The sequence below is a fragment of the Photorhabdus bodei genome, from assembly GCF_003287735.1.
Taxonomy (GTDB): domain Bacteria; phylum Pseudomonadota; class Gammaproteobacteria; order Enterobacterales; family Enterobacteriaceae; genus Photorhabdus; species Photorhabdus kayaii.
On record NZ_NSCM01000031.1, the window covers coordinates 32,695 to 53,854 of the forward strand.

15 protein-coding genes and 3 pseudogenes are annotated in these 21,160 nt (G+C 36.8%); 5 read left to right on the forward strand and 13 right to left on the reverse strand.

Annotated elements, in window-relative coordinates; translation table 11 throughout:
- The gene (locus CKY02_RS15835) at positions 1 to 1,131 is read right to left on the reverse strand and encodes a LuxE/PaaK family acyltransferase (protein ID WP_112896041.1); all 1,131 of its coding nucleotides are present in this window, start codon (positions 1,129 to 1,131) and stop codon (positions 1 to 3) included.
- Between the two features lie 390 nt (positions 1,132 to 1,521).
- On the opposite strand from CKY02_RS15835, the gene CKY02_RS26355 reads away from it, so the two are divergent.
- The 4 genes and pseudogenes from CKY02_RS26355 to CKY02_RS15845 all read left to right on the forward strand — a co-directional run bounded on the left by CKY02_RS26355 (position 1,522) and on the right by CKY02_RS15845 (position 6,772).
- Complete coding sequence (locus tag CKY02_RS26355; RefSeq protein ID WP_275658223.1) at positions 1,522 to 1,656, forward strand: hypothetical protein; 135 nt, start codon at positions 1,522 to 1,524, stop codon at positions 1,654 to 1,656.
- Positions 1,657 to 2,960: 1,304 nt separating this feature from the next.
- A pseudogene (locus CKY02_RS15840) lies at positions 2,961 to 5,003 on the forward strand (RHS repeat-associated core domain-containing protein); the annotation flags it as partial.
- Between the two features lie 510 nt (positions 5,004 to 5,513).
- Positions 5,514 to 5,864: pseudogene (locus CKY02_RS26750) on the forward strand (YwqJ-related putative deaminase); the annotation flags it as partial.
- Between the two features lie 563 nt (positions 5,865 to 6,427).
- Complete coding sequence (locus CKY02_RS15845) at positions 6,428 to 6,772, forward strand: hypothetical protein (RefSeq protein WP_112896042.1); 345 nt, start codon at positions 6,428 to 6,430, stop codon at positions 6,770 to 6,772.
- 507 nt (positions 6,773 to 7,279) lie between these two features.
- On the opposite strand, the gene CKY02_RS15850 is transcribed toward CKY02_RS15845, so the two are convergent.
- The 11 genes from CKY02_RS15850 to CKY02_RS15895 all read right to left on the reverse strand — a co-directional run bounded on the left by CKY02_RS15850 (position 7,280) and on the right by CKY02_RS15895 (position 19,664).
- Entirely contained in the window at positions 7,280 to 7,981 is a 702-nt protein-coding gene (locus tag CKY02_RS15850; RefSeq protein ID WP_162120370.1) for a helix-turn-helix transcriptional regulator, read from the reverse strand.
- 1,529 nt (positions 7,982 to 9,510) lie between these two features.
- On the reverse strand, positions 9,511 to 10,665 hold the full coding sequence (locus tag CKY02_RS15855; RefSeq protein WP_112896044.1) for an alpha/beta hydrolase family protein: 1,155 nt from the start codon (positions 10,663 to 10,665) through the stop codon (positions 9,511 to 9,513).
- A gap of 19 nt (positions 10,666 to 10,684) precedes the next feature.
- Positions 10,685 to 12,127, reverse strand: coding sequence for an SRPBCC family protein (locus tag CKY02_RS15860; RefSeq protein ID WP_112896045.1), 1,443 nt, complete (start codon positions 12,125 to 12,127; stop codon positions 10,685 to 10,687).
- On the reverse strand, positions 12,127 to 13,674 hold the full coding sequence (locus CKY02_RS15865; protein ID WP_112896046.1) for a class I adenylate-forming enzyme family protein: 1,548 nt from the start codon (positions 13,672 to 13,674) through the stop codon (positions 12,127 to 12,129). Before CKY02_RS15865 ends, CKY02_RS15860 begins: the two co-directional genes overlap by 1 nt.
- A 23-nt stretch (positions 13,675 to 13,697) precedes the next feature.
- A complete protein-coding gene (locus CKY02_RS15870; RefSeq protein ID WP_112896047.1) occupies positions 13,698 to 13,946 on the reverse strand; it encodes an acyl carrier protein in 249 nt (82 codons plus the stop codon).
- 34 nt (positions 13,947 to 13,980) lie between these two features.
- Positions 13,981 to 15,096, reverse strand: a complete 1,116-nt coding sequence (locus tag CKY02_RS15875; RefSeq protein ID WP_112896048.1) for a beta-ketoacyl synthase N-terminal-like domain-containing protein — start codon at positions 15,094 to 15,096, stop codon at positions 13,981 to 13,983.
- The gene (locus tag CKY02_RS15880; RefSeq protein ID WP_146747460.1) at positions 15,089 to 16,576 is read right to left on the reverse strand and encodes a beta-ketoacyl-[acyl-carrier-protein] synthase family protein; all 1,488 of its coding nucleotides are present in this window, start codon (positions 16,574 to 16,576) and stop codon (positions 15,089 to 15,091) included. The genes CKY02_RS15875 and CKY02_RS15880 overlap by 8 nt, the downstream gene beginning before the upstream one ends.
- A 396-nt stretch (positions 16,577 to 16,972) precedes the next feature.
- Positions 16,973 to 17,140: a hypothetical protein gene (locus tag CKY02_RS24765; RefSeq protein ID WP_162120368.1), complete on the reverse strand. Its 168-nt coding sequence runs from the start codon at positions 17,138 to 17,140 to the stop codon at positions 16,973 to 16,975.
- Positions 17,141 to 17,363: 223 nt separating this feature from the next.
- Positions 17,364 to 18,179, reverse strand: coding sequence for a cyclase family protein (locus tag CKY02_RS15885; protein WP_112896050.1), 816 nt, complete (start codon positions 18,177 to 18,179; stop codon positions 17,364 to 17,366).
- Positions 18,172 to 18,885, reverse strand: a complete 714-nt coding sequence (locus tag CKY02_RS15890) for a 4'-phosphopantetheinyl transferase family protein (RefSeq protein WP_112896051.1) — start codon at positions 18,883 to 18,885, stop codon at positions 18,172 to 18,174. Before CKY02_RS15890 ends, CKY02_RS15885 begins: the two co-directional genes overlap by 8 nt.
- Before the next feature lie 2 nt (positions 18,886 to 18,887).
- Positions 18,888 to 19,664 carry an SDR family oxidoreductase gene (locus tag CKY02_RS15895; RefSeq protein ID WP_112896052.1) on the reverse strand — a complete coding sequence of 259 codons (777 nt, stop codon included), beginning with the start codon at positions 19,662 to 19,664 and terminating at the stop codon, positions 18,888 to 18,890.
- A gap of 970 nt (positions 19,665 to 20,634) precedes the next feature.
- Between CKY02_RS15895 and CKY02_RS15900 the strand changes: the two are divergent.
- Positions 20,635 to 20,790, forward strand: a pseudogene (locus tag CKY02_RS15900) (transposase); the annotation flags it as partial.
- A 150-nt stretch (positions 20,791 to 20,940) separates the two neighbouring features.
- Here the strand turns inward: CKY02_RS15900 and CKY02_RS15905 are convergent.
- A partial coding sequence (locus CKY02_RS15905; RefSeq protein ID WP_146747461.1) for a transposase occupies positions 20,941 to 21,160 on the reverse strand: 220 nt, incomplete at its 5' end.

Sequence of the window (21,160 nt, forward strand, 5' to 3'; positions counted from 1 at the left end):
TCAGGACTCCTTTATCAACTCAGAAGCGGCAATCGCACAACTACGGCTTTTACTGGTACCGGCACGACCCAGTAACTCAAACCAATCGGTAGCTAACTCACAACCACATTCAGCAGCGGGATGCAGCACCGCCAAATCGCTCACCACAATACTGTGTGCCGGGCTGGAAGTGATATAAGGTGATACCAGATGCAGAAAACCTGGCTTACCATAGGGTTGAACCGCCATGTTAGCGGTATCGCGGACATAGGTTCGGGCATAGGCCGGCACATGAAAATGGTGATTTCGGCACTCAACATAAGGCACCGGATGCTCCACCGAACCGTAACCATCCCGGCACCGCTCGTCAGGAATACCCAGTTGTTCCCCCAAACGCTGATACAGTAAGGATTTTGGAATGGCTTTATCAGCGTACGTTTTCCAACCGCCACCTAAAAAGACCAGTGATTCAGGATGCAACTGCACCGGCGGCAACCCCATTTCCTGCATCCGCTCCAGTGTGAACCACAAGAATGCCGGAAAGCCCAAGATACGCACCGGCAGCCCTTGTGCCGCAAATTCTTGTAAGGATCGGATCACACCAAAAGGATCAAACTCATTGCTTTTTCCGTTGTGGCGCAGTGCATAACAGGCTTGGTTTACCGGTGCATACTTGCACAGATACTGATCGGTATACGCGGTTCCCAACGTCACCGTACCGGCAGGCTCATAGCTTAGCAGCAAGTAATTGCAGGGCTGCTGCGGCGTATTCCAACCGTAATACTCGAAAATCCGTTCAACCATATTTTGAGCTGCACGCATACTACGTGCATCGTAACGCATACGGCTCTTTTGGCCGGTTGTCCCAGAAGAGGTCAGCTCCAATGCATTCCTACCCGTAGTACTGAGCAACAACTGGCGTTTGAAATAATTAGCGAAAATAGGCGGCAAACGCGACCAATCGTCCAGTTTCTCCAGTCTTTCCACTTCCAGACCGTTAGCCTTCAACCACTGAGAATAACCGGGAGTATTTTCACAGTGATACAGCGTCAACTCACGCATGGCAGCATCAAATAATTGGTCGCAAACGCTATCGACCCGATAAGGATGATCAAGCGCGCAAAGGGCGTCAACATAAGCAAGAGAGGTCAAAAGTCGTCTCCAGAAATTAAAGAAAAAAGGGCATTTACTCCCTTAAAATAATAGGTACGTTATTTCAACCTCCGGCAAATCAATTCCGCCGAAGAAAAAATAATGACATGTTGAATACAACGCCTTAACCAAATAAAAACAGGTCACCGTTCTGGTAAAACTCACATTTAATTTTGTTAATTCCTTGTAATAAAAATAATAAAAACATAACAATTATGAATTAATAAACACTAATGTAATAAAAAATTTATATTTAATAACCTTATCAACGAATTTGGACATCATTATTTATGCGTAAATAACAGCTGAAAAAGTCTATAATCACTCATCAAATATGAATTTATAGTCAATATTTAACATTTGAAAAACAAATAGGATACTGAAATCTCCATGATATTTACGCAATTAATATTTATACCCGTCATCTTTCAAGTTGCTTCTTTGTTGGCTGCACTCATTCACCGCGGTCACATCGTTATCTATGCTCCCGGGGATTCGCTCCCTTACCGTCGCGATCCATCTTGAAATCCATAGGGAATAGTATAATAATCAACAACGTTATTTCTTTATTCTTGTCAATTTCCCAACAGGTAAAGTCTCTAAACTTGAAGTAAAACCATCAAAAAGTTAAAAATAAAAAACACATTTCTATACCCATGATAGAAATTTGCTTTTATATAATTAATTTACCTATCTTACTAATCATTCATGTTAATATTTCTTTATCAACCATTATAACTCCTGGGAAGAATAAAATATTTCAATAACAATCAAAATAAGAATTGCCAATAAGCAATATTATATATAATGATATTTCAATAAAAAACCAAAAGTTTTTATTTTGTAAATATCTAAAATATACAAAATATAACACTTAATTTTACCTGAAATTTCCATTTATAATACTAAAAATATAACATTTATATTTATAATTCCCAAAACCAATATTTTATTTTACAACTTAACCAAGAATCACAATATAATATTATTTATTTTATTAAAATAACAATAGTAAATTAACTAATATCTAACTCATAATGTATTTAAATATTAACCTATGTAATAATTACATTATTTACCAAATTTATTATTTTATCTCATATATAAATTAAATATAAATGCAATATAAACCTCATACAAATTAAAATCTGGCTTCTTCATTTTAATTAATTTTCTATTTAAGAAACTCAACAAACAGCCAGATAATAATCACTGAAAGTGTCTTACGATACCGTAATAAGAACAATATACCCTATAGATTTATTCCAACGCAAGGGACGTACAAATGAAGTTTAAATCAGTGATACTGATTGGAATATCTGCTTAACACAATAATCTGATATATCCGATTTACCTGGCGTCATTAATTGACGCCAGACTAACTAATCCGAGTTTCGTATATGGACGAACATCAAAAATTATTTAGCCAATAAAATAACTCACATCTATAACAGATAACTGTACTTCCCGTAAACACTCCACCGGTACATAACTGTATGTTAAATAAAGATAGGTTACTTCTCCTTTATTGAAAAACTCACCTATTACAGCCATAAACGATAGCAATAGATGCTAACGCTGTTTTCTACGATACTTGTACTCCTCTACCTATACTTGCTACTGTTATTCGGTTGTAGCAGCACCTTTGAGCAGCATACTTCTGAATGAGATTATTCCTGTTTATCTCCTGAAATCTTGCATACCGCTAGTATCTCAATAGAAAGGTTATCCTCATTATATGGAGAAATGGAACTTAACATTCATTCGCTGCTGTGCAGATAAAAAATTATTTAACACCACAATGAGTTAACACCACAAAGAGGGAAATTATGAACAACTTTGACCCCAAAATTTACCAACACACTCCCACTATCACTGTTCACGATAACCGTGGGCTGGATGTCCGTGAAATCCGTTATCACCGAGCTACCGCAGAAAAAAATAGTGATATCCGTATCACCCGTCATCAGTATGATGTTCTCGGACACCTGCACCAAAGTATTGACCCACGCCTGTATGACGCCTGGCAGAAAGATAGCTCGGTAAAACCCAATTTTCTCTGGCAGTATGATTTAACGGGCAACGTCCTACGTACAGAGAGTGTCGATGCGGGTAATACTGTCACTCTTCATGATATTGAAAACCGTCTTGTCCTGACTGTAACTGCAACGGGTGTCAAGCAGACCCGACAATATGAAGACAACTCTCTGCCCGGTCATCTGTTATCCGTAACCGAACAAGAGCCAGAGGAAAGGGCATCCCATATCACCGAACGTCTCATCTGGGCTGGAAACACATCGGCAGAAAAAGACCAAAATCTTGCTGGTCAGTGTGTACATCACTACGATACAGCAGGAGCGACCCAACTGAATCGAGTTTCCCTGACCGGAGCGGCTTCATCACAATCCCGTCAGCTACTGGTTGATGGTCAAGAAGCAGATTGGTTCGGGGATGATAAAAAGATCTGGGATAAGAAATTAAGTAGTGATGTATACACCACCGAAAACAAGACGGATGCTACCGGCACTCTGTTGACACAAACCGATGCCAAAGGAAACATCCAGCATCTGGCCTATAATGTAGCCGGACAATTGAAAGGAAGCTGGCTAACGGTAAAAGGCCAAAAAGAGCAGATTATCATTAAATCCCTAACCTATTCAGCCGCAGGACAAAAACTACGCGAAGAACACGGTAACGGTATCATCACCGAATATACTTACGAGCCGGAAACCCAGCGACTGATGAGCATCACAACCCGTCGTTCAACCGATAGCAAGGCTTTGCAAGACTTACGTTATGAATATGATCCGGTTGGCAACATAATCAGTCTCCGTAACGATGCAGAAGCGACCCGCTTCTGGCGCAATCAGAAAATGGTTCCAGAGAATATCTATACCTACGATTCCCTGTATCAGCTTATTAGCGCAACAGGGCGCTAAATGGCGAATATCGGCCAGCAGAATCAGAATCTCCCCTCTACAGCACTACCTTCCGATAACAACACTTATACCAATTACACCCGTACTTATGCCTATGACCGTGGTGGCAACCTGACCCAAATCCGGCATAGCTCATCCGCGAGCCAAAACAACTACACCACAGACATAACCGTCTCGAACCGCAGCAACCGTGCGGTACTGAATACCTTAACCACTGACCCGACCAAAGTGGATGCGTTGTTTCAGGCAGGTGGTCATCAGGAGACATTACTACCGGGACAAAACCTAAACTGGAATGCACGAGGTGAACTACAACAGATGACACCGGTAAAACGGGATAACCACACCGACAGTGGCAGCGACATAGAGTGGTATCGCTATGGCAACGACGGGATGCGGCTGTTAAAAGTCAGTGAACAGCAAATGCAGAATATCCTCCGGCAACAACGAGTCGTTTACCTGTCAGGACTGGAACTACGTACAACCCAAAACGGTGCTACCACAACGGAAGAGTTGCAGATTATTACAGTGGGTGAAGCGGGTCGTGCGCAAGTGCGAGTTCTACATTGGGAAAGCGGCAAACCGGAAAATATCAACAATAATCAGGTACGTTACAGTTATGACAATCTCATTGGCTCCAGCCAGCTTGAGCTAGATAGTGATGGGCAAATTATCAGTCAAGAAGAGTACTATCCATTTGGCGGTACAGCGCTCTGGGCCGCAAGAAACCAGACAGAAGCCAGTTACAAAACGATCCGGTATTCTGGTAAAGAGCGGGATGCCACCGGACTCTATTATTACGGCTATCGGTATTATCAACCGTGGGTGGGAAGATGGCTAAGTGCGGACCCGGCCGGTACTATTGATGGATTAAATCTCTATTGTATGGTGATGAATAACCCAGTTACGCTTGCGGATAATATGGGGCTCTCAAGTTTAGACTGGCTTGATCTAGCCATTGCGCAAAACAAACCTGACATTTCGCCACTTTTGTATAAACAAAATCCAAGAGTTGAGCAGAGATACAAATATTTTACTAAAAGCACCGGTGAAATATTAAAAGAAACAGAAAGAAATGAGCAAAAAATAGAGGGAATGAAGCAACAAGAGCAAGATGCGAAAATATCAAAGGAAGTAAAACAGAAACAAAAACAGAGAATAAAAACATCCCAAGAAATGACGTTCACAAACGCAAAACTAAAAGGATATGCTGCCCATGCGGGTATTATGCATGATACTACCTATAAAGATAAATTTTTAAATCTGAGTGGTAGCTTAGGTGCAAAAAACACCTTCCCTGGTGTGCAACTTATCAGCGAAAAAGCGAAGCCCGGTTTCGAACAATACCACCCCAATACACTTCAAACTTCCAAACGTTGGAGGCCAAATATGGATCTTGGCAGCTATCGTGTTACTGATATAGAAAAATTTATATCTGGTGTAAAAGATGCATATAAATCATCGGACATTGAATTACATCCTCTGATTGAACAGAGGATCAAAGCACATATTAAGGAAAACAAAAACATTTTACCTAAAATGGCAGGTATTGCGGGCCTGCATGCTGAAGTACAAGCCTTAAATTATATGGTCACTGAATTTTCTAAAAATGGAGGAAATCTATCAAGTCATTTGAGTCAGACCTACATATTCACACAACGACTCGTTGGTGCAACAAATCAAGACTTCCCTGCTTGTCATAATTGTTCTGGAATATTGTCCGGTATAGAAAATGTCATGACAGGAAAAGTAGAAAATTACAGAAAAATGACACGTAGATACTCTGTAGCGTAATAACTTCATCCAGGGAAAGAATATTAAAAATATTCTTTCCCATTACAGAATCAGGCGTAGACATATTGATTATGCCATTCCTACCATGTTTGCCATGAATAAAAAAATAAGATGACAAACTGTTAAAAAATATATAAAAAGAGAGATAGCATCTCTTATTTCTTCGATATTATCAATGTAAATTTCGCACAACCGATGGCTGACGAACCAACAGTAACTCCATGAATTTCAACATCATCAAGTCAAACCATTTTCCAATGTACAATTAACCTTCACTTAATATTCATGTAAAACATTCATGATGGTCTGATTACTATTCATAAATGCAATTATTTCATAGGCAACAAACCATCCAGAATAGTAATAAAATACTGTAACTAACAGATCAATAAAAATCATCCAAACAAAACAATATCAAATAAAAATATATTTATCATGGTTATATTCCTACGGTAATTATTAGTTAGGCTATTGCATTTATCACAATAAAAATAGAAATATCAGAGAAACTATTATTATTTCTATAATAATCATCCATTTTATCCATTAACCAGGAGTTGAAGATGAGAGAAACTGAGGAAAAAGAAAAAGGTGAAATGCTTGGAATTAATAATCATTATTTTTTCGTTATTAATCTTACCAATGAAAACTTAATCGGTGATGTGATTTGGAGCAGTTCTGGAAATACGAGCACTCTCAATGTTGATGGGTTACATCCAGCAACCGCTTCACTTATCCAAGAATTCTATCCAGAAAGTTGGAAAAATGATTATTGGCAATGGACGGCAAAAGGGAGAACATATCAATTAAATTGTTATGACAATGATATCTATGTCGCTGTTGTGATTAGCGATTTTGGCATTAGTGTATTACCTACTGGCACCAGCCCGGATGCATGGAAATGGTAGCTTTTCTTCCACTTCATTATTTATGTAAGAAAAATGCATCATGTGGAAAATATCGATAGCACTCTTACATAAAGACAAGCTCGCAAGTCGACAAAACAAAGATCGTGATGGCATCACGATCTTTGTTTAATCGAATTAAAATCTTACCCTGGGAAAATTCTTGAACCTTATTATCCTCAATCACAAGCTCGCCTATGTTGTTCGTTGCCCCAGATTACCAAATTAAGTGATTTATCCTACCATTCACAATCGGCACTCTAGGGCGGATTTTTCCTAATAATCGTTCTTGTCCACTCGATTCTTTAAGGGGCTCGCCCCTAATTTTTAGCAAACAAAACCGAATTTTAGCAAACCCAATAAAATCACTAAACTTTTCGAACCCTCAGCAGAAAGTCCAGATAATCATCAGAATTTACTCTATATTTGAAACTATATACTTAATAGAAAGAACAATTAAACATGTATAGGATAAATACCCATATAAATTACTCATTCGTAATCATTTACTTAGGATAAATTATTATCAGACAATCCCTCTTTCTCACTCCATTTTTTTAGTAATAATATTCTATCTTGTATATATCTTTCAGACAATACTTCCAGTTTCTCTATTTTTCCTACTTGTAACTTAAGAAAATTATGACTGAATTCACACCAAGAAACTAAAAAGAATTCATTATTGAAAAAGACCGACAGTGGACAGGTCGTCTTCACAGTATGTGTATTATTTAAATCAAGAAAAGTTATCACTATTTTTGATTTATGGTATATCGCTCTTCTGATATCAGATAACATTAAGTTATTATTTGTAACTTTGCTGTAACCTTCTGTTTTTACAAACATTGGCGAATAATATAGCTGATCACGCTGTTCTTCAGGCAATACCGCGGCAATCTTAGATATAAAGCTATGAGCAGACTTAGACAAAACAACATCATTCTGTTCAATAACCCATTTATTGCCCAAAACTAAGGCATCAATTTCATCCATCGTAAACATTAAAGGAGGTAACATGAAGCCGGGCCGTAATATATAGCCCAAACCGGGTTCACCCTCTATATTTGCCCCCTGACTATTTAATAAAGCAATATCTCGATAAAGCGTGCGCAAGCTTACATTTAAATCACTAGCGAGTAATTTACCACTGACAGGATACCTTCTTTGTCTCAAGTATTGCAATAATACTATAAGTCTTTCGGTTCTTGACATTTCCGTACTCCTCATTTTAATAAAAATCAAATAGGAAAGGCTTTACTGAATAAATAGTATTGAGTTACTAGCCAGTTACCCAATATATACCTGTCATCCTTCAAGTTGCCTCTTTGTTGGCTGCACTCACTCACCCCGGTCGCATAGTTCGCTATGCTCCCGGGGATTCGCTCCCTTGCCGTCGCGATACATCTTGAAATCCATAGGGTATAACTATTTATTCTTAATTATCTATCATGGAACAATGTCGAGATTTCTCTATAAAACCATCAACTCGAAATCCTATATTTAATATAGCCATCAATTGTCAGGATTGACGAAAATACTATTGCCGTCTTACATAATTACCAAACTCTGTCAAGAGTAAATATTCGATGCATTACACCGAAACAAGGTTGAAGTAAGTGTCGAACATCATACATAGCGCAAACATTTAAAAGTTTAATATACTGTTAATTAATACAAAAAATAAAATTCACACACAACAAGATAACTTATCATAAGTAAACTTACTATGTATTAATGATATAAGAAAACACAAATATTAAAGTCAATTCTCATATTGCCAGTTAATACCTCAGCAGAAAAAGTATGGCCTTATTATTCTGGCATATCACTTCGTAATGCCTGGGAAGATGTTTTGATTTTATTACTAATGTAAAAGAGCCGCGGAACTAAAAGGCATATACCCGTCATCTTTCAAGTTGCCTCTTTGTTGGCTGCACTCGCTCACCCCGGTCACATAGTTACCTATACTCCCGGGGATTCACTCCCTTGCCGTCGCGATCCATCTTGAAATCCATAGGGTATACCCAAATAGGTCTAACCTTAACTTCTGTTGAAAAAATAAATTTCTTTAGACAAGATAAATAATCCCTAGCTTATCTTTAATTTATTTTTAATATAAGATTATTAATATCAAACGATAATATTACATAAGCACACTATTGTGTTTAATAAAGATAAAGGCAAAACCAATATTTACCCATAACAATACCTCAGTTGGTTAATAACTTTATGTTTTAGATTTGATAATTATTTTTTCTGTCCATAATAATCATCTGGATAATCTAATGAATCTGTGAAAATTTTATAACTCTATATAAGAACAGTTATTCACAGCCTGATGTTCATACTTTAACCCTATTTAACGCCCATCCCATTAGACTATTTCGTTTCCCATTTTTTATAAAAAGAGTGAACCAAGACAATACTTAAACAAAAATGTTAACTTTTAAATACATGTTAGTACATCTCAAATAAGAAGAAATGCAACTCATTCTCATATACTATATATACACAATGATTCTTGCATGCTGTCTACATTCACTATTAACTTACAAAATAATAGTCCACAATAATGAGTTCTAATGGAATAGGCAGTTATACCCGTCATCTTTCAAGTTGCCTCTTTGTTGGCCGCACTCACTCACCCCGGTCACATAGTTCGCTATGCTCCCGGGGATTCGCTCCCTTGCCGTCGCGATGCATCTTGAAATCCATAGGGTATATACCTGTTATCTTTCAAGTTAGCCTTTTTTATAGCCATTTAGCCAAAATTGTTCACTAACCCAATCTGAAACTTGTATCATATATTCGTTTATTTTATTTAAGCAAACATGAGCCTCTGATTCATAACATAATAACTTATGATTATCACCCCATAATTGATCTAATTTTTTCACTTTATCGATCGGAAATATATCATCTAACTCACCATGAACAGTAAAAATCTTGGTTTTACAAGGTAAAGAGATATCCAATTTAATTTCGTCAAAAATAGACTGCATACGACTATTATCTTGCATAAATGCAAACTGGAAATCTTCTTTAAGCCTTCTTGGCAACTTATCAAACTCTGCTATTTCAGGCCCACCGGATAAATTGACGATACAACAAAATTTATCGCCAATTCTCTGCGCAACGCGTAGAGCAAAATAACCACCAAAACTAATTCCTAAGAAACAAAGAAGATTACTATTAATTCTGGTATCATCTTCTAATAATTTAACTATAGAACTAACATATAATTCCATATCGATAGCTATTGGCGATTTTCCAAGATTTATTCCCTGTCCTGGTCCATCAAATATAGCTACCGCCATATTTTTCCCTAAGAAAAACTCGGCCAAAGATAATATTTCAATTTCAGTCATTGAATCCAATCCATTGGATAAAATAACACAAGGCAAAGGATGATTCTCTTCTTCTTTATACCCTTTAGGGAATATAAGGAAGAACGGCATATGAAATTTATCGACGACAATATATTGGTGCTCAACCAGCAAATCACTATATTTTATACTAGATAAAAAACATGAACGAATATACTCTCTGAGCTGTATCTTTCTACTCTTATCACTAAAATACATAAATTCTGCCCAATGATAACAGGCAGCGGCACTCCTCAAAGCACGAACATGACTGACTTCACTCTTAGCCGAGTTAGCGATATTAATATAGCTATCACCCACTTTTGACCAATTAATCATCCATTCATACCAAAACTCTTCAGAGGATAAGTCTAAGTTTCCCACCGGAAAATGACTCAATGCCGCAACAACATCTCCCCAATGAACTTGGGGAGCATATTGAGAATTTAGGAAAAATAGTCTTGGCATAAAATAACCACAAGTAGCAAGAAGTTCTGGCGAAATTCTATTGGGTTTATTTTTATTATTCATCTTATTTTCCTTTGATTTACTAAATACGAGTGTCTAACCACTCTTTGCAGGCAAAAACCATTTTCTCACTATTTTCTGAAATAGCATTTTTTACTATCGCTTGTTGTTTCACTTTATCTTCCGTACCAAATTTAACTGCACATAAATCATGATTTAACTCAACATCATGACTAGAAACAATGAACGAACCACTTCCTTTACTTAATATACGCCATGAGCCACTATGGGACTTTAATACTAAAGGCGGCTCTGGTTGAAAATATTCAATCAATAAATTATCCGCATCACAGAATCGTATACTACGGAAAGTCTCATTTCCATTTGGTGTTGATACTTCCATATTAAATTCTTGATGTTTATTATCATTATAAATAACTTTTACTGAATCACAATGCGGTAATATCTTGCTCCAGTCATCGATATTTAAAAAGATCTTATAAACATCATCAACCTGGTGAGGAATATAATATCCCGCAGTAAAAGTTAATAAATTTGATTTTTTATGACTTTCTACCTGGCTTTTTATACTATCCATCTCCATTCGAGTATTATCATTGATAAATGAGATAATAAAGGAATTAGCCTGGTCATGATTATCAACACCATCAACGATACCACTGACATCTTCTAATAAACCCCAGTTCCTTTGTACTGTTAGAATACAGCGTTGATCATTAATAGGAATGATTTGCCATCTGCCATTCATTGTTTTTAATAATGGCATCGGTGTAGGCATAACATAATCAATCCGGTAAATAGTATCAAAATAATATCGCTGCGTTTGCCAACTTACTGCTTTATTATTTTGTTTTGCTTTGATTTCAACCAATTCTTCGTTACCTGATCTCTTTAAAACTTCTGCACCATCACAGAATGAAAAAATATCTGTCCAACAAGAGACATCTTTAACCAAAGTATAAACCTGCTGTGCCGGTGCCTCACATACGACTGAGTGAGTAATCGTTCCTTTTAATACTTTTCCCACGCCTTCTGTTGATTCGACGATATTTTTTATATTATTGAGCTCTTTAACTGAATTAGTATCAATAGCTTTACTAATAAATTGGTGCGCCTGCTCTATTGTTTCAACACCATCAATTAACCCGGCTATTTCAGACTCAAGATCATATAAATGCTCCAACAACAGCACACATTGCTGAGAATTGATTTTAACCACGCGCCATGACGTTTCCATTTCTTTAACTAATGTCATTGGGGGATTCAGTTTTGATTTTATACTGAATGTTTCTGGATAAAATTTACGATTTGATTCCCATTGCATTAAAATACCATTAAGTAAAGCTTTGACCTCTATTTTTTCACCCTCGTTATCCCTAAAGAGAGCTTTTACTTCCTGGCAAGGCTCAAATATTTCCGGCCATTTGTCAGAATTTAAAATGATTTGATATACATTTTCCATCTGAGCATTACAAATAATTGAATGTGATTCTACATAATTCATTATTGATTCCTCAATGTAAATAGTTTTCTAGGATCGATTGACTTAATTAACTCTGCTTTCAATATTTTATCATTATGGCTCTTTGGAAAGTATTCATCAGTAACATAGAACCAGTCCGGCCACTTTTCCCGACTTAATTTACGACTTAAAAATGATGAAATAATATCTTCAATTTCAGGTAATGATTTCTTCGATATCTCGCCACTCATACAGGCAACCGGTTGATCAATAGCAACACCATTTTCATGGAAAGAAAAACCAACAACCGTAGCCACATTCACATTGGGTATCCGGGATAAAATAGATTCAACTTCTTCAGGATAAATTCTATGTCCGTTAGCACTCATAAAAGTATTTTGCTTACGTCCTTTTAAAATTAAATACCCCTCTTCATCTATATAACCGAGATCACCGGTGGCAAACCACTCATCAGGAGGCGTTATTTCTCCAGAAAGGACGTCATAATATCCCTCCATAATACTTTCACCCCTTATTATAATTTCTCCAATATCATCAGATGAGCCTATAATAGGTTTAACCGCTACCTCCAATGTATTATCAATTTTGCCAACACAATAAATTGAATTGAGATATCTTTTATCACGATGATCTTGCTCATCTACCCAACAGAAAGGACCATAAGTTTCACTTAACCCATATCCCTGCATCCATTCACAGCCAATTAATTGACGCCCTTTCTCCAGTACGCTAGGCGGCATAGCTGCGGCACCATAAGCAACAACCTGTAAGTCAGAGAGATCGATATTATGTTCTGCGGTTGATTTAACGAATAACTTCATCGATTCTGGGCGTAACATAATATGAGTTATTTTATTGAGAGAAAGATAATCAGGCCATCTCTCTACATTTCTGTCTTCCGGTATAAAAAGTGTTGATTGATGTAATAATGAACCGAAAGAAAAAATCACTCCCGTTGTATTATTCAACAAACCTGACATGAATATTTTAGCATCTTGAGTAAATTTTAATTTCTCTGTCACCGAATAAATTCGTCGACATACTAATGATTCTGAAATACTAATGGCTTTCGGTTTACCTGTACTTCCACTGGTGAACAGGACAATAAAGTTAGCAATAGATTGCGGAGAATAAGTTATTATTGGGGTTTCCGCGATACCATCACTGACCCGGATCTTATGATCTGAAATATCAATCACATTAATGTCGTTTTCTTTTAATCTTCCAACAAAATGTTTATCTTTTTTAAGGTAAACCACAAAATCGTATTGCACTTCATTGGTAAAATTAATCCATTCATCGATTGTCGCTGATGATAAATTATAGGGCATTAATAAATGCAGCCCCATAGCACTAGCCGCGGCTAAAAAGAAAATACCTAATTCATCATGTTCAAATATAACAATGACTTTATTACCTTTTTTAACTCCTCGACTAAGTAAATCATCAATTAAATGGGAAACAGAAGATATTACCTCTTTTCTTGTATAGTGATAATCCTTAGTGATAATACAATCATGATGTAAGTTATCACGCCCTGAATGTAACAACATAGAGATTAGTTTCATTTCTGTTTCCCTTTAATTAGCAGTTAATTTTTATCGTTTAAACTTGATGAGACGAAATCAAGAACCGCTCTTCCTGTTTCCCAATGACTGAATTGACTTTTCGTCACGGAAATACCGAACTCTTTCTCAATCTCTTTTGCCAAATCAGCTAATTCCGTGGAATCCATATCATAGGCATCAGCAAGGTTTGCATCCATATTGAAATCATCAATATTAATGTTAAGAAAAAGAGACAAAATTGTTTTTATTCTTACTTCTGGATTATTATTCATATATTTTTCCTCGCGTAATTACATATTTTAGAGATTAAATAGCTGAAAAACTCAACGCACATACATGACCTTGGTTACTGAAACGCTGAATTATTATTTGGTTAGCATTTGAAAACTCATTAATTTTATTAGATTGTTGTTCCCCATCCCCATGACTTTCTGACAAGAATGATGACGCCAGGACTGAATCAATCACGCCACTGACTGAAAATTGATTATTCAAATAAGGCCTCAGATTTATAAATGATGTTTTTATCTCTTTATTTGAGAAAGCCTTACTCGTTATTTCTTTTTCATCATCATATATTCCATCCATAATAAATACAGCATTATCATTATGGTTGAATAGTTCAGCGGTATATTCTAAGGTATTATTTCTTGTATTTTTATCAGGTGCAAAATAATCAACAAAACCGGTTAATTCACACAATATCGAAGCACCACGCTCTAAAGCGTGTTGTCTCTCTTCCAGCACCAGAAATGCAGCGCCCTCCGAAAAATCTCCTGGCCGTTTTTCGCCAAAAACCTCAGAGTGTTTCTGGTTTGACGCTTTCTCCAATAAATTTTTAACTAATGGGCTGGAAAGATGTTCCGACGCACCACATAACATCACTTCCGCAACACTATTAGAAATTGCTTCCGCCGCATAGCCTATTGCTTGCATCCCTGCCACATCGGAGGTAGAAAACGTTTTAGATTGCGCACTAAAACCATAAAGCAGTGACAATTGCCCTTGAAGTGCCGCAGGGAACCATGCCGTGGCAACATAAGGCCCCATTCCCTTTATGCCTTCAATATGGAGCGCTTTAACTTCATCCTCAATATGTTGCCATCCACCAAAACAGTTTCCGACATATATTCCAACGCGATTAGGATCAAGCTTATCTACATCCAATCTACTCGCTTTTAATGCCATTTCAACGGCGACGATACCATAAACCGAAAATTCATCAATTTTACGTCTTAAGCGGTTATTGATATATTTCGCGCCATCGAAATCACTCAATGTTCTTATTACAGAACTTGCGGTCGTATTATTTTTCGATTCTTGGCCCAATAACTTCTGAATGACTTTTGATTTTATAGCGGTGACATCATTGCCATCAGGATGTATTGCACCAACACCGGTAACGACAACTCTTTTACGCATTGTCTACTGCCCTCATAACAATAACACTGTGAATACCAGAAAAACCACTTGATAATTTTAACGCGGTCTTAATTGGATATGAGCAACCTTGATTAGGAATATAATCTAAATCGCAATTAGGATCCGGCGTTTGATAATTAATTGTTGGGTGAACATACTGCTTTTCTATTTCAAGACATAATGCTACAGACTCTATCGCATTAGCGGCAGCTAAAGCATGACCTGTCATTGACTTTAATGAGTTAATTGGAATATCAAATGCACTTTCTCCCAAAACAAACTTAATCGCATTTGATTCGTTAATATCATTTTGCGCTGTAGAGCTACCATGAGCACTAATATAATTTACCGTTGATGGCGATATCTGGGCATCCTTCAACGCCATATCAATACATCGTGCCATTGCCATTCCATCCGCGGGTAAGTCAGTCATATGATAAGCATTATTGACGGATGCATACCCTGCTAATTCAGCATAGATATGTGCTCCACGCTGCTTAGCGTGTTCATAAGACTCTAAAATTAATATTCCACACCCCTCAGCAATCACAAATCCATCCCGCTCAAGGGAAAAAGGGCAAGTCGCTGCTTGCTGATTTTCCAACTCTCTTGATGATAGTGCCCCTAAAGCTTCAAAAGAGCCGATAGAGAGTGGACAAAGTGGCGCTTCACTTGCGCCAGCCAGCATAATATCCGCTCTGCCATAACGGATATGCTCCATCGCAATGCCTAATGCATCAAGTCCTGCCGCGCATCCGGTTGATATGTTACTGACGGACATAGACGCACCATATTTTTTCGCAACAGAAGTTGCGGCAGAGCTGAAATCAAAGCTGTCATAATCTTCTGATTTAATTAAATCAGGGTGAATATTCTCTTTGCCCCCTTTAGTGATCCTGAGTAAACACTCTTCCATTCCCGCAGCATCGGCAATCGCTGTTGCTATCGCAACACCAAAACGCCGGCCATCAATGTCTGAGGGTTTTAAGTTTGCATCTTGCATTGCCATCTCAGAGGCTTCTAGCGCAAACTGAAGATATTTACGCTCACTTTTCAGAACAAATTCTTTGTTATTGCCATCACTACCGTAAACTTGTCCTATTGCTCCGCTTTTAAAGCCAAATTTTTCTCTTCCCCACTCATATTTACTCACTCCCGATTTCCCGTTATGAATATTGTTCCAAAATTCATTAACGCCAACACCTGTCGGTGCAACAACACCTAGCCCTGTCACCACAACTCTACGTGGTTGAGATTCATTTCTGTTATTTATTATCACAATAATTATCTCGATAGAAATATACCCGTCATCTTTCAAGTTGCCTCTTTGTTGGCTGCACTCGCTCACCCCGGTCACATAGTTATCCATGCTCCCGGGGATTCGCTCCCTTGCCGTCGTGATCCATCTTGAAATCCATTGGGTATAGAATAAACATTTACTCAGGCAAGTTTTATTAATATAAAAATTACCCATTTTCATTTAAGAAAACCATTATCTGTAAGTAGTGATATTAAACTACTTTATTTATCTATAAAATCATATTTGTCATATATATTTGATTTTCATCTCCTAACCAAAATTCTTTAAAATAAGCACCAAATCATCACTCTATTTAAATACTTATTTGGTTCTTCACTGTTCTTTCATCTATTTAAACTGCAAGAATAATATGAATACTCCAGTCTAAACCAAACTAAGTTAACTCCCTTCGCTCTGCACATGGATAGAATAATTAAGCTTTTTATTAACATCTCAATTTATTCTTAAAAATCATCCAGAAAGGAGATGACAAATTTATTATCATAGAGCCGACATACCCTCTCACAGTACAATATAGCCAAACAACATAGCCAAGATAATATATCTTTTGCTAACTTATATCTTATACCCGTCATCTTTCAAGCTGCCTCTTTGTTGGCTGCACTCACTCACCCCGGTCACATAGTTATCTATGCTCCCGGGGATTCGTTCCCTTGCCGTCGCGATACATCTTGAAATCCATAGGGTATATATATCGCCTTGATCATGGGAATTTCCGATCAAACGGCGTATCTACTCACCTCTAGTCATTAATTTACACTGTGATTTATTTTTGTGGATTTAAATCATGCAATGCACAACTTATACCTTAATCCCTTTCTTTTAAATATCAATATCTAAGGCATGCTCAGGTATATTGGTCATTAGATTTAATTGTATGATCTATGAAATCTCTTTTCTGCTCATATTCTCCCCGTCTTACCATATAATTACATATTATTATTTATTATAATATTGCGACCACTCGACTCCATGAAGCATCTGCTTTCTCTAATTTTATTGGAAAACAGCACACTTTAAATCCATAAGGTTTCGGAATACTGGTTAAATTACAAAGCCGTTCTATCTGTAAATAAGGGTGATCCCGCCCGATAAAATGAGACGGCCATAAGCAATCTTTATTCCCCGTTTTTTTATAATCGTTAATCATCTCTATGAACGGCCGATCAAAGCTAAATGCATCTGTCCCAATAATCTTTACCCCTTGCTCTACTAGCCATTGAACAGCACTACTTTCAATCGCTCTATAGTGAGTAAAATAGGATTTTTCCCCCATGAATTTATCAGCTCCGGTATTGATCAGGACAATATCATTTTCTTTTATTTTATAATTAATTTTCTTTAATTGATTTTCTACCGACTGTTTATCAATTGACTGACTATCATGACTAAAATCAAGTAATACACCATGGCTATAAAACCAATCCAAAGGAATATCAGTAATTGTTGCTGGCTGATCTTGTCCTTTATGCCACCCATAATGATAGGGAGCATCAATATGCGTTCCGGTATGTGTGGTCAATTGATAATACATCAGTGATAATCCCATACCATCAGGAAAATCATTGTGATCAATGATCCATTTTTTGCGTTTGAATAATTTTATAAAGGCTCTTTTCCACCATGCACTGGTATGAAAATATAAATAACTTTCACCTAATTTATTAGCGCCCTCTTTATGATCAACGACTCCCCTGGTTACTTTCTCAGGTTCCCAAAAATCACAATCTATAGGAACACTTAAGTCAATAATATTACTCATCTTTGTTCCTTATAATGTCGGAATAGTTTATTTCCTTGATATTTGGTGTAGAAATTACCTTCTTTTGAGATAAGGCACAAACAAATTGCTGATGATGAATCAATAATGTGCTCGCCTCTAATTCTTTCATATCTTTAACAGAATCAGAGTTATTAGCCAATAATTTCTCATGTAAAGTCGAAGCAAATAATTTAATATATGTTTCAAGTCTAACCCAATAGTATAATGACATTAAGTGATAATAATTTTTAAATCCGGGACTCACTCCTGATAGTTGTTTTAACATTACACCTTTCATATATTCCAACTCCTTATCCTTAATAAAACGTTCAATAATTTCAGAAAATTTTATCTTAGAAGGAGTGACTTCAATATCAACACCTATTTCCCTTGAGCTAAAACCGATGGCACAATAGTCTCCTGATGCACTCAGAGAAAAATAATATTTGAAGTCTTTCTCCGTGGATATATAAGGTTTACCGTTATCATTCGTTATGATTTCATAATCAGATAAATATTGATTTAAAACATAACGTAACGCAACCCGTCTAAATATAAATTTTTTTCTTCTATCCGCTAAACAAATTTGGTTATGGCGAACTATATCAGAACGGTGAATTAACTGTTCAATAGAAACTAAATCAATATCGTCGATTTTTATAATCCAAAGATCAAAAAAATCAGATGATAAAGAAATATCGTCCATGATTAGTAATTACCTAATCCACCACACACATTAAGTGCTTGAGCGGTTACAGCCCCGGCGAGAGGGGATGCAAGATAAGCAACCATTTCAGCCACTTCATTAGGTTCAACATATCTTCCGATAGGAACACGCTCTTCTACTCTTCTTTTCGCTTCTGCTATATCAGTGCCCCAAATTTTGGCGTAATGTTCTCTGACACGCTCCGCCATTTCACTCTCAACAAACCCAGGACAAACTGCATTAACTGTAACACCTGAACCATTACGTGCTAATTCAAGCCCCAAGGATTTAGTCAGGCCAACAACACCATGCTTAGAAGCAGAATAAGGCGTACCATAAATAACACCTTGTTTCCCGCCGGTGGAGGCAATATTGATAATTCTGCCACCAGATAACATTAATTTTCTTGTCAAAACTTCACGTATAACAAAATAAGTGCCATTTAAATTAACGTTTATGACATTTTGCCAAGTTCGTGGGCTTATTTCAGCAGTAATACCGCCACCAGAAATGCCAGCGCAATTCACAAGTACCGTCAGCTTATTATCTTCAAGCTCCAGTTGGTCAAACGCTTTTTTAACATCTTCATGATTAGAGACATCACAAACTATTTTCTTTGCAAATTGACTACCATATTTATTACGTAGTTTGCCAATTGCACTATCAAGACGCTCAGGAGTACGCGATAATAATATTGGTTCAAAACCATCCTCAGATAATCTCTCTGTAATTGCGAAACCAATATCTCCTGTCGCGCCGGTAATAAAGGCATATTTCATCTGAACTATTCCTATCGTTATTTATACCCGTTATCTTCCAAGTTGCCTCTTTGTTGGCTGCACTCGCTCACCCCGGTCATATAGTTACCTATGCTCCCGGGGATTCACTCCCTTGCCGTCGCAATGCATCTTGAAATCCATAGGGTATATATTATTGCTATTCACGGAAAAACACGATTACCCCTAACAAGCATTATTCATAAACTAGTGACAGTTTTTGTCAGCATTTACGAAAAATATTAACCGCTTCACGTAAAAATCAATAATATACCGGTGTTACATTTGCAAAAACTTATAATACCAGATTACTTTATAATTTCACTATACAAATTCATATTTTCTGGCTAATCAGAGAATAAAATAAATGTTCAGCAATAATTACCGTATTTAAAAAAGGTTGAAAACCATGATGTTATGGATTAACCGTTAGGTTATATTTTCATAGAATGACAATAGAATAGGAGGGGCAAAGTACAACATAGAGAAACCTGAAAGCTTTCATCACCTATTACCCAAACAAACTTATACGCCCAATTAACCCGATTGTTGGCGACGAGACATATTCCAAGCACGTGCTCTTACCATCCGTATGTCAAACCGTTTAAAACCGGCGATATGCCAAAGTTAATCACCGGCTGGCTTATGTGACAGTTTAATGTATGTCTGATTCCTCTATAGAATATAACTTTTGGTTATATTGAATATAATCAAGAAATATATTCCAACAACGTTATTAAAAGGAATTAAATATAAAGATCATAATTTCCCAATATACTTTATAAGCATAGTTTAGATCTTAATTTTATAACAAATAATTCGCTTATTAATAAAAATCCTTACCGGATATTTATTATATTCACGCGGATTTTATTATTTTATCTACAAAGACAGTCACCATACTGATGTGGCACAGTAATTTTGGTCACCGTAATAAAGGTGATATTTTCACTTCAACAATCAAACAGGTGACATGATGAAAAGAAGTTTTATCCCTGAATTCAAACGGGAATCTGCCCAGTCACTCCTTGACCAAAATTACAGTATTATGGAAGCTGCTAAGGCGATGAATGTCAGCAAATCAGCCCTGGGGAGCCGGGTTCGTCAGTTGAGGCAGGAACGGCAAGGCAGTCAGCGGGTATTGTTGGCTGCACTCGCAAGAAAATGATTTCCATTTGGAAATCATTTTTCTATGGTGTTATAGTCTTCAGAACATATTTATTATATGAGATGAATGACAGTGAAAAAAACAGAAAATATACTAGGTTATGTCCCTCAATTAAATTATGGCCTTAAGAAATAAGCGGATACAACCTAATTTCACCATAGCGATATAATTTCTTGCTGTCTTTTCATAACGGGTGGCGATGCCACGATGCTCTTTGAGTCGACCAAAACATCTTTCTACAACATTTCTTCTTCGATACGTTTCATGGTCGAATTTAACCCGTCCATCTGACCGCGCTTTTTCATTTGATTTATAGGGAATTATCACTTTT

Excerpts from the sequence above, each read along its gene's own strand:
- CKY02_RS26355 (WP_275658223.1), top strand. The coding sequence starts at position 1,522 with ATGATATTTACGCAATTAATATTTATACCCGTCATCTTTCAAGTTGCT.
- CKY02_RS15845 (WP_112896042.1), top strand. The coding sequence starts at position 6,428 with ATGAGAGAAACTGAGGAAAAAGAAAAAGGTGAAATGCTTGGAATTAAT.
- CKY02_RS15850 (WP_162120370.1), bottom strand. The coding sequence starts at position 7,981 with ATGTCAAGAACCGAAAGACTTATAGTATTATTGCAATACTTGAGACAA.
- CKY02_RS15855 (WP_112896044.1), bottom strand. The coding sequence starts at position 10,665 with ATGAATAATAAAAATAAACCCAATAGAATTTCGCCAGAACTTCTTGCT.
- CKY02_RS15860 (WP_112896045.1), bottom strand. The coding sequence starts at position 12,127 with ATGAATTATGTAGAATCACATTCAATTATTTGTAATGCTCAGATGGAA.
- CKY02_RS15865 (WP_112896046.1), bottom strand. The coding sequence starts at position 13,674 with ATGAAACTAATCTCTATGTTGTTACATTCAGGGCGTGATAACTTACAT.
- CKY02_RS15870 (WP_112896047.1), bottom strand. The coding sequence starts at position 13,946 with ATGAATAATAATCCAGAAGTAAGAATAAAAACAATTTTGTCTCTTTTT.
- CKY02_RS15875 (WP_112896048.1), bottom strand. The coding sequence starts at position 15,096 with ATGCGTAAAAGAGTTGTCGTTACCGGTGTTGGTGCAATACATCCTGAT.
- CKY02_RS15880 (WP_146747460.1), bottom strand. The coding sequence starts at position 16,576 with ATGAAAATGGGTAATTTTTATATTAATAAAACTTGCCTGAGTAAATGT.
- CKY02_RS15885 (WP_112896050.1), bottom strand. The coding sequence starts at position 18,179 with ATGAGTAATATTATTGACTTAAGTGTTCCTATAGATTGTGATTTTTGG.
- CKY02_RS15890 (WP_112896051.1), bottom strand. The coding sequence starts at position 18,885 with ATGGACGATATTTCTTTATCATCTGATTTTTTTGATCTTTGGATTATA.
- CKY02_RS15895 (WP_112896052.1), bottom strand. The coding sequence starts at position 19,664 with ATGAAATATGCCTTTATTACCGGCGCGACAGGAGATATTGGTTTCGCA.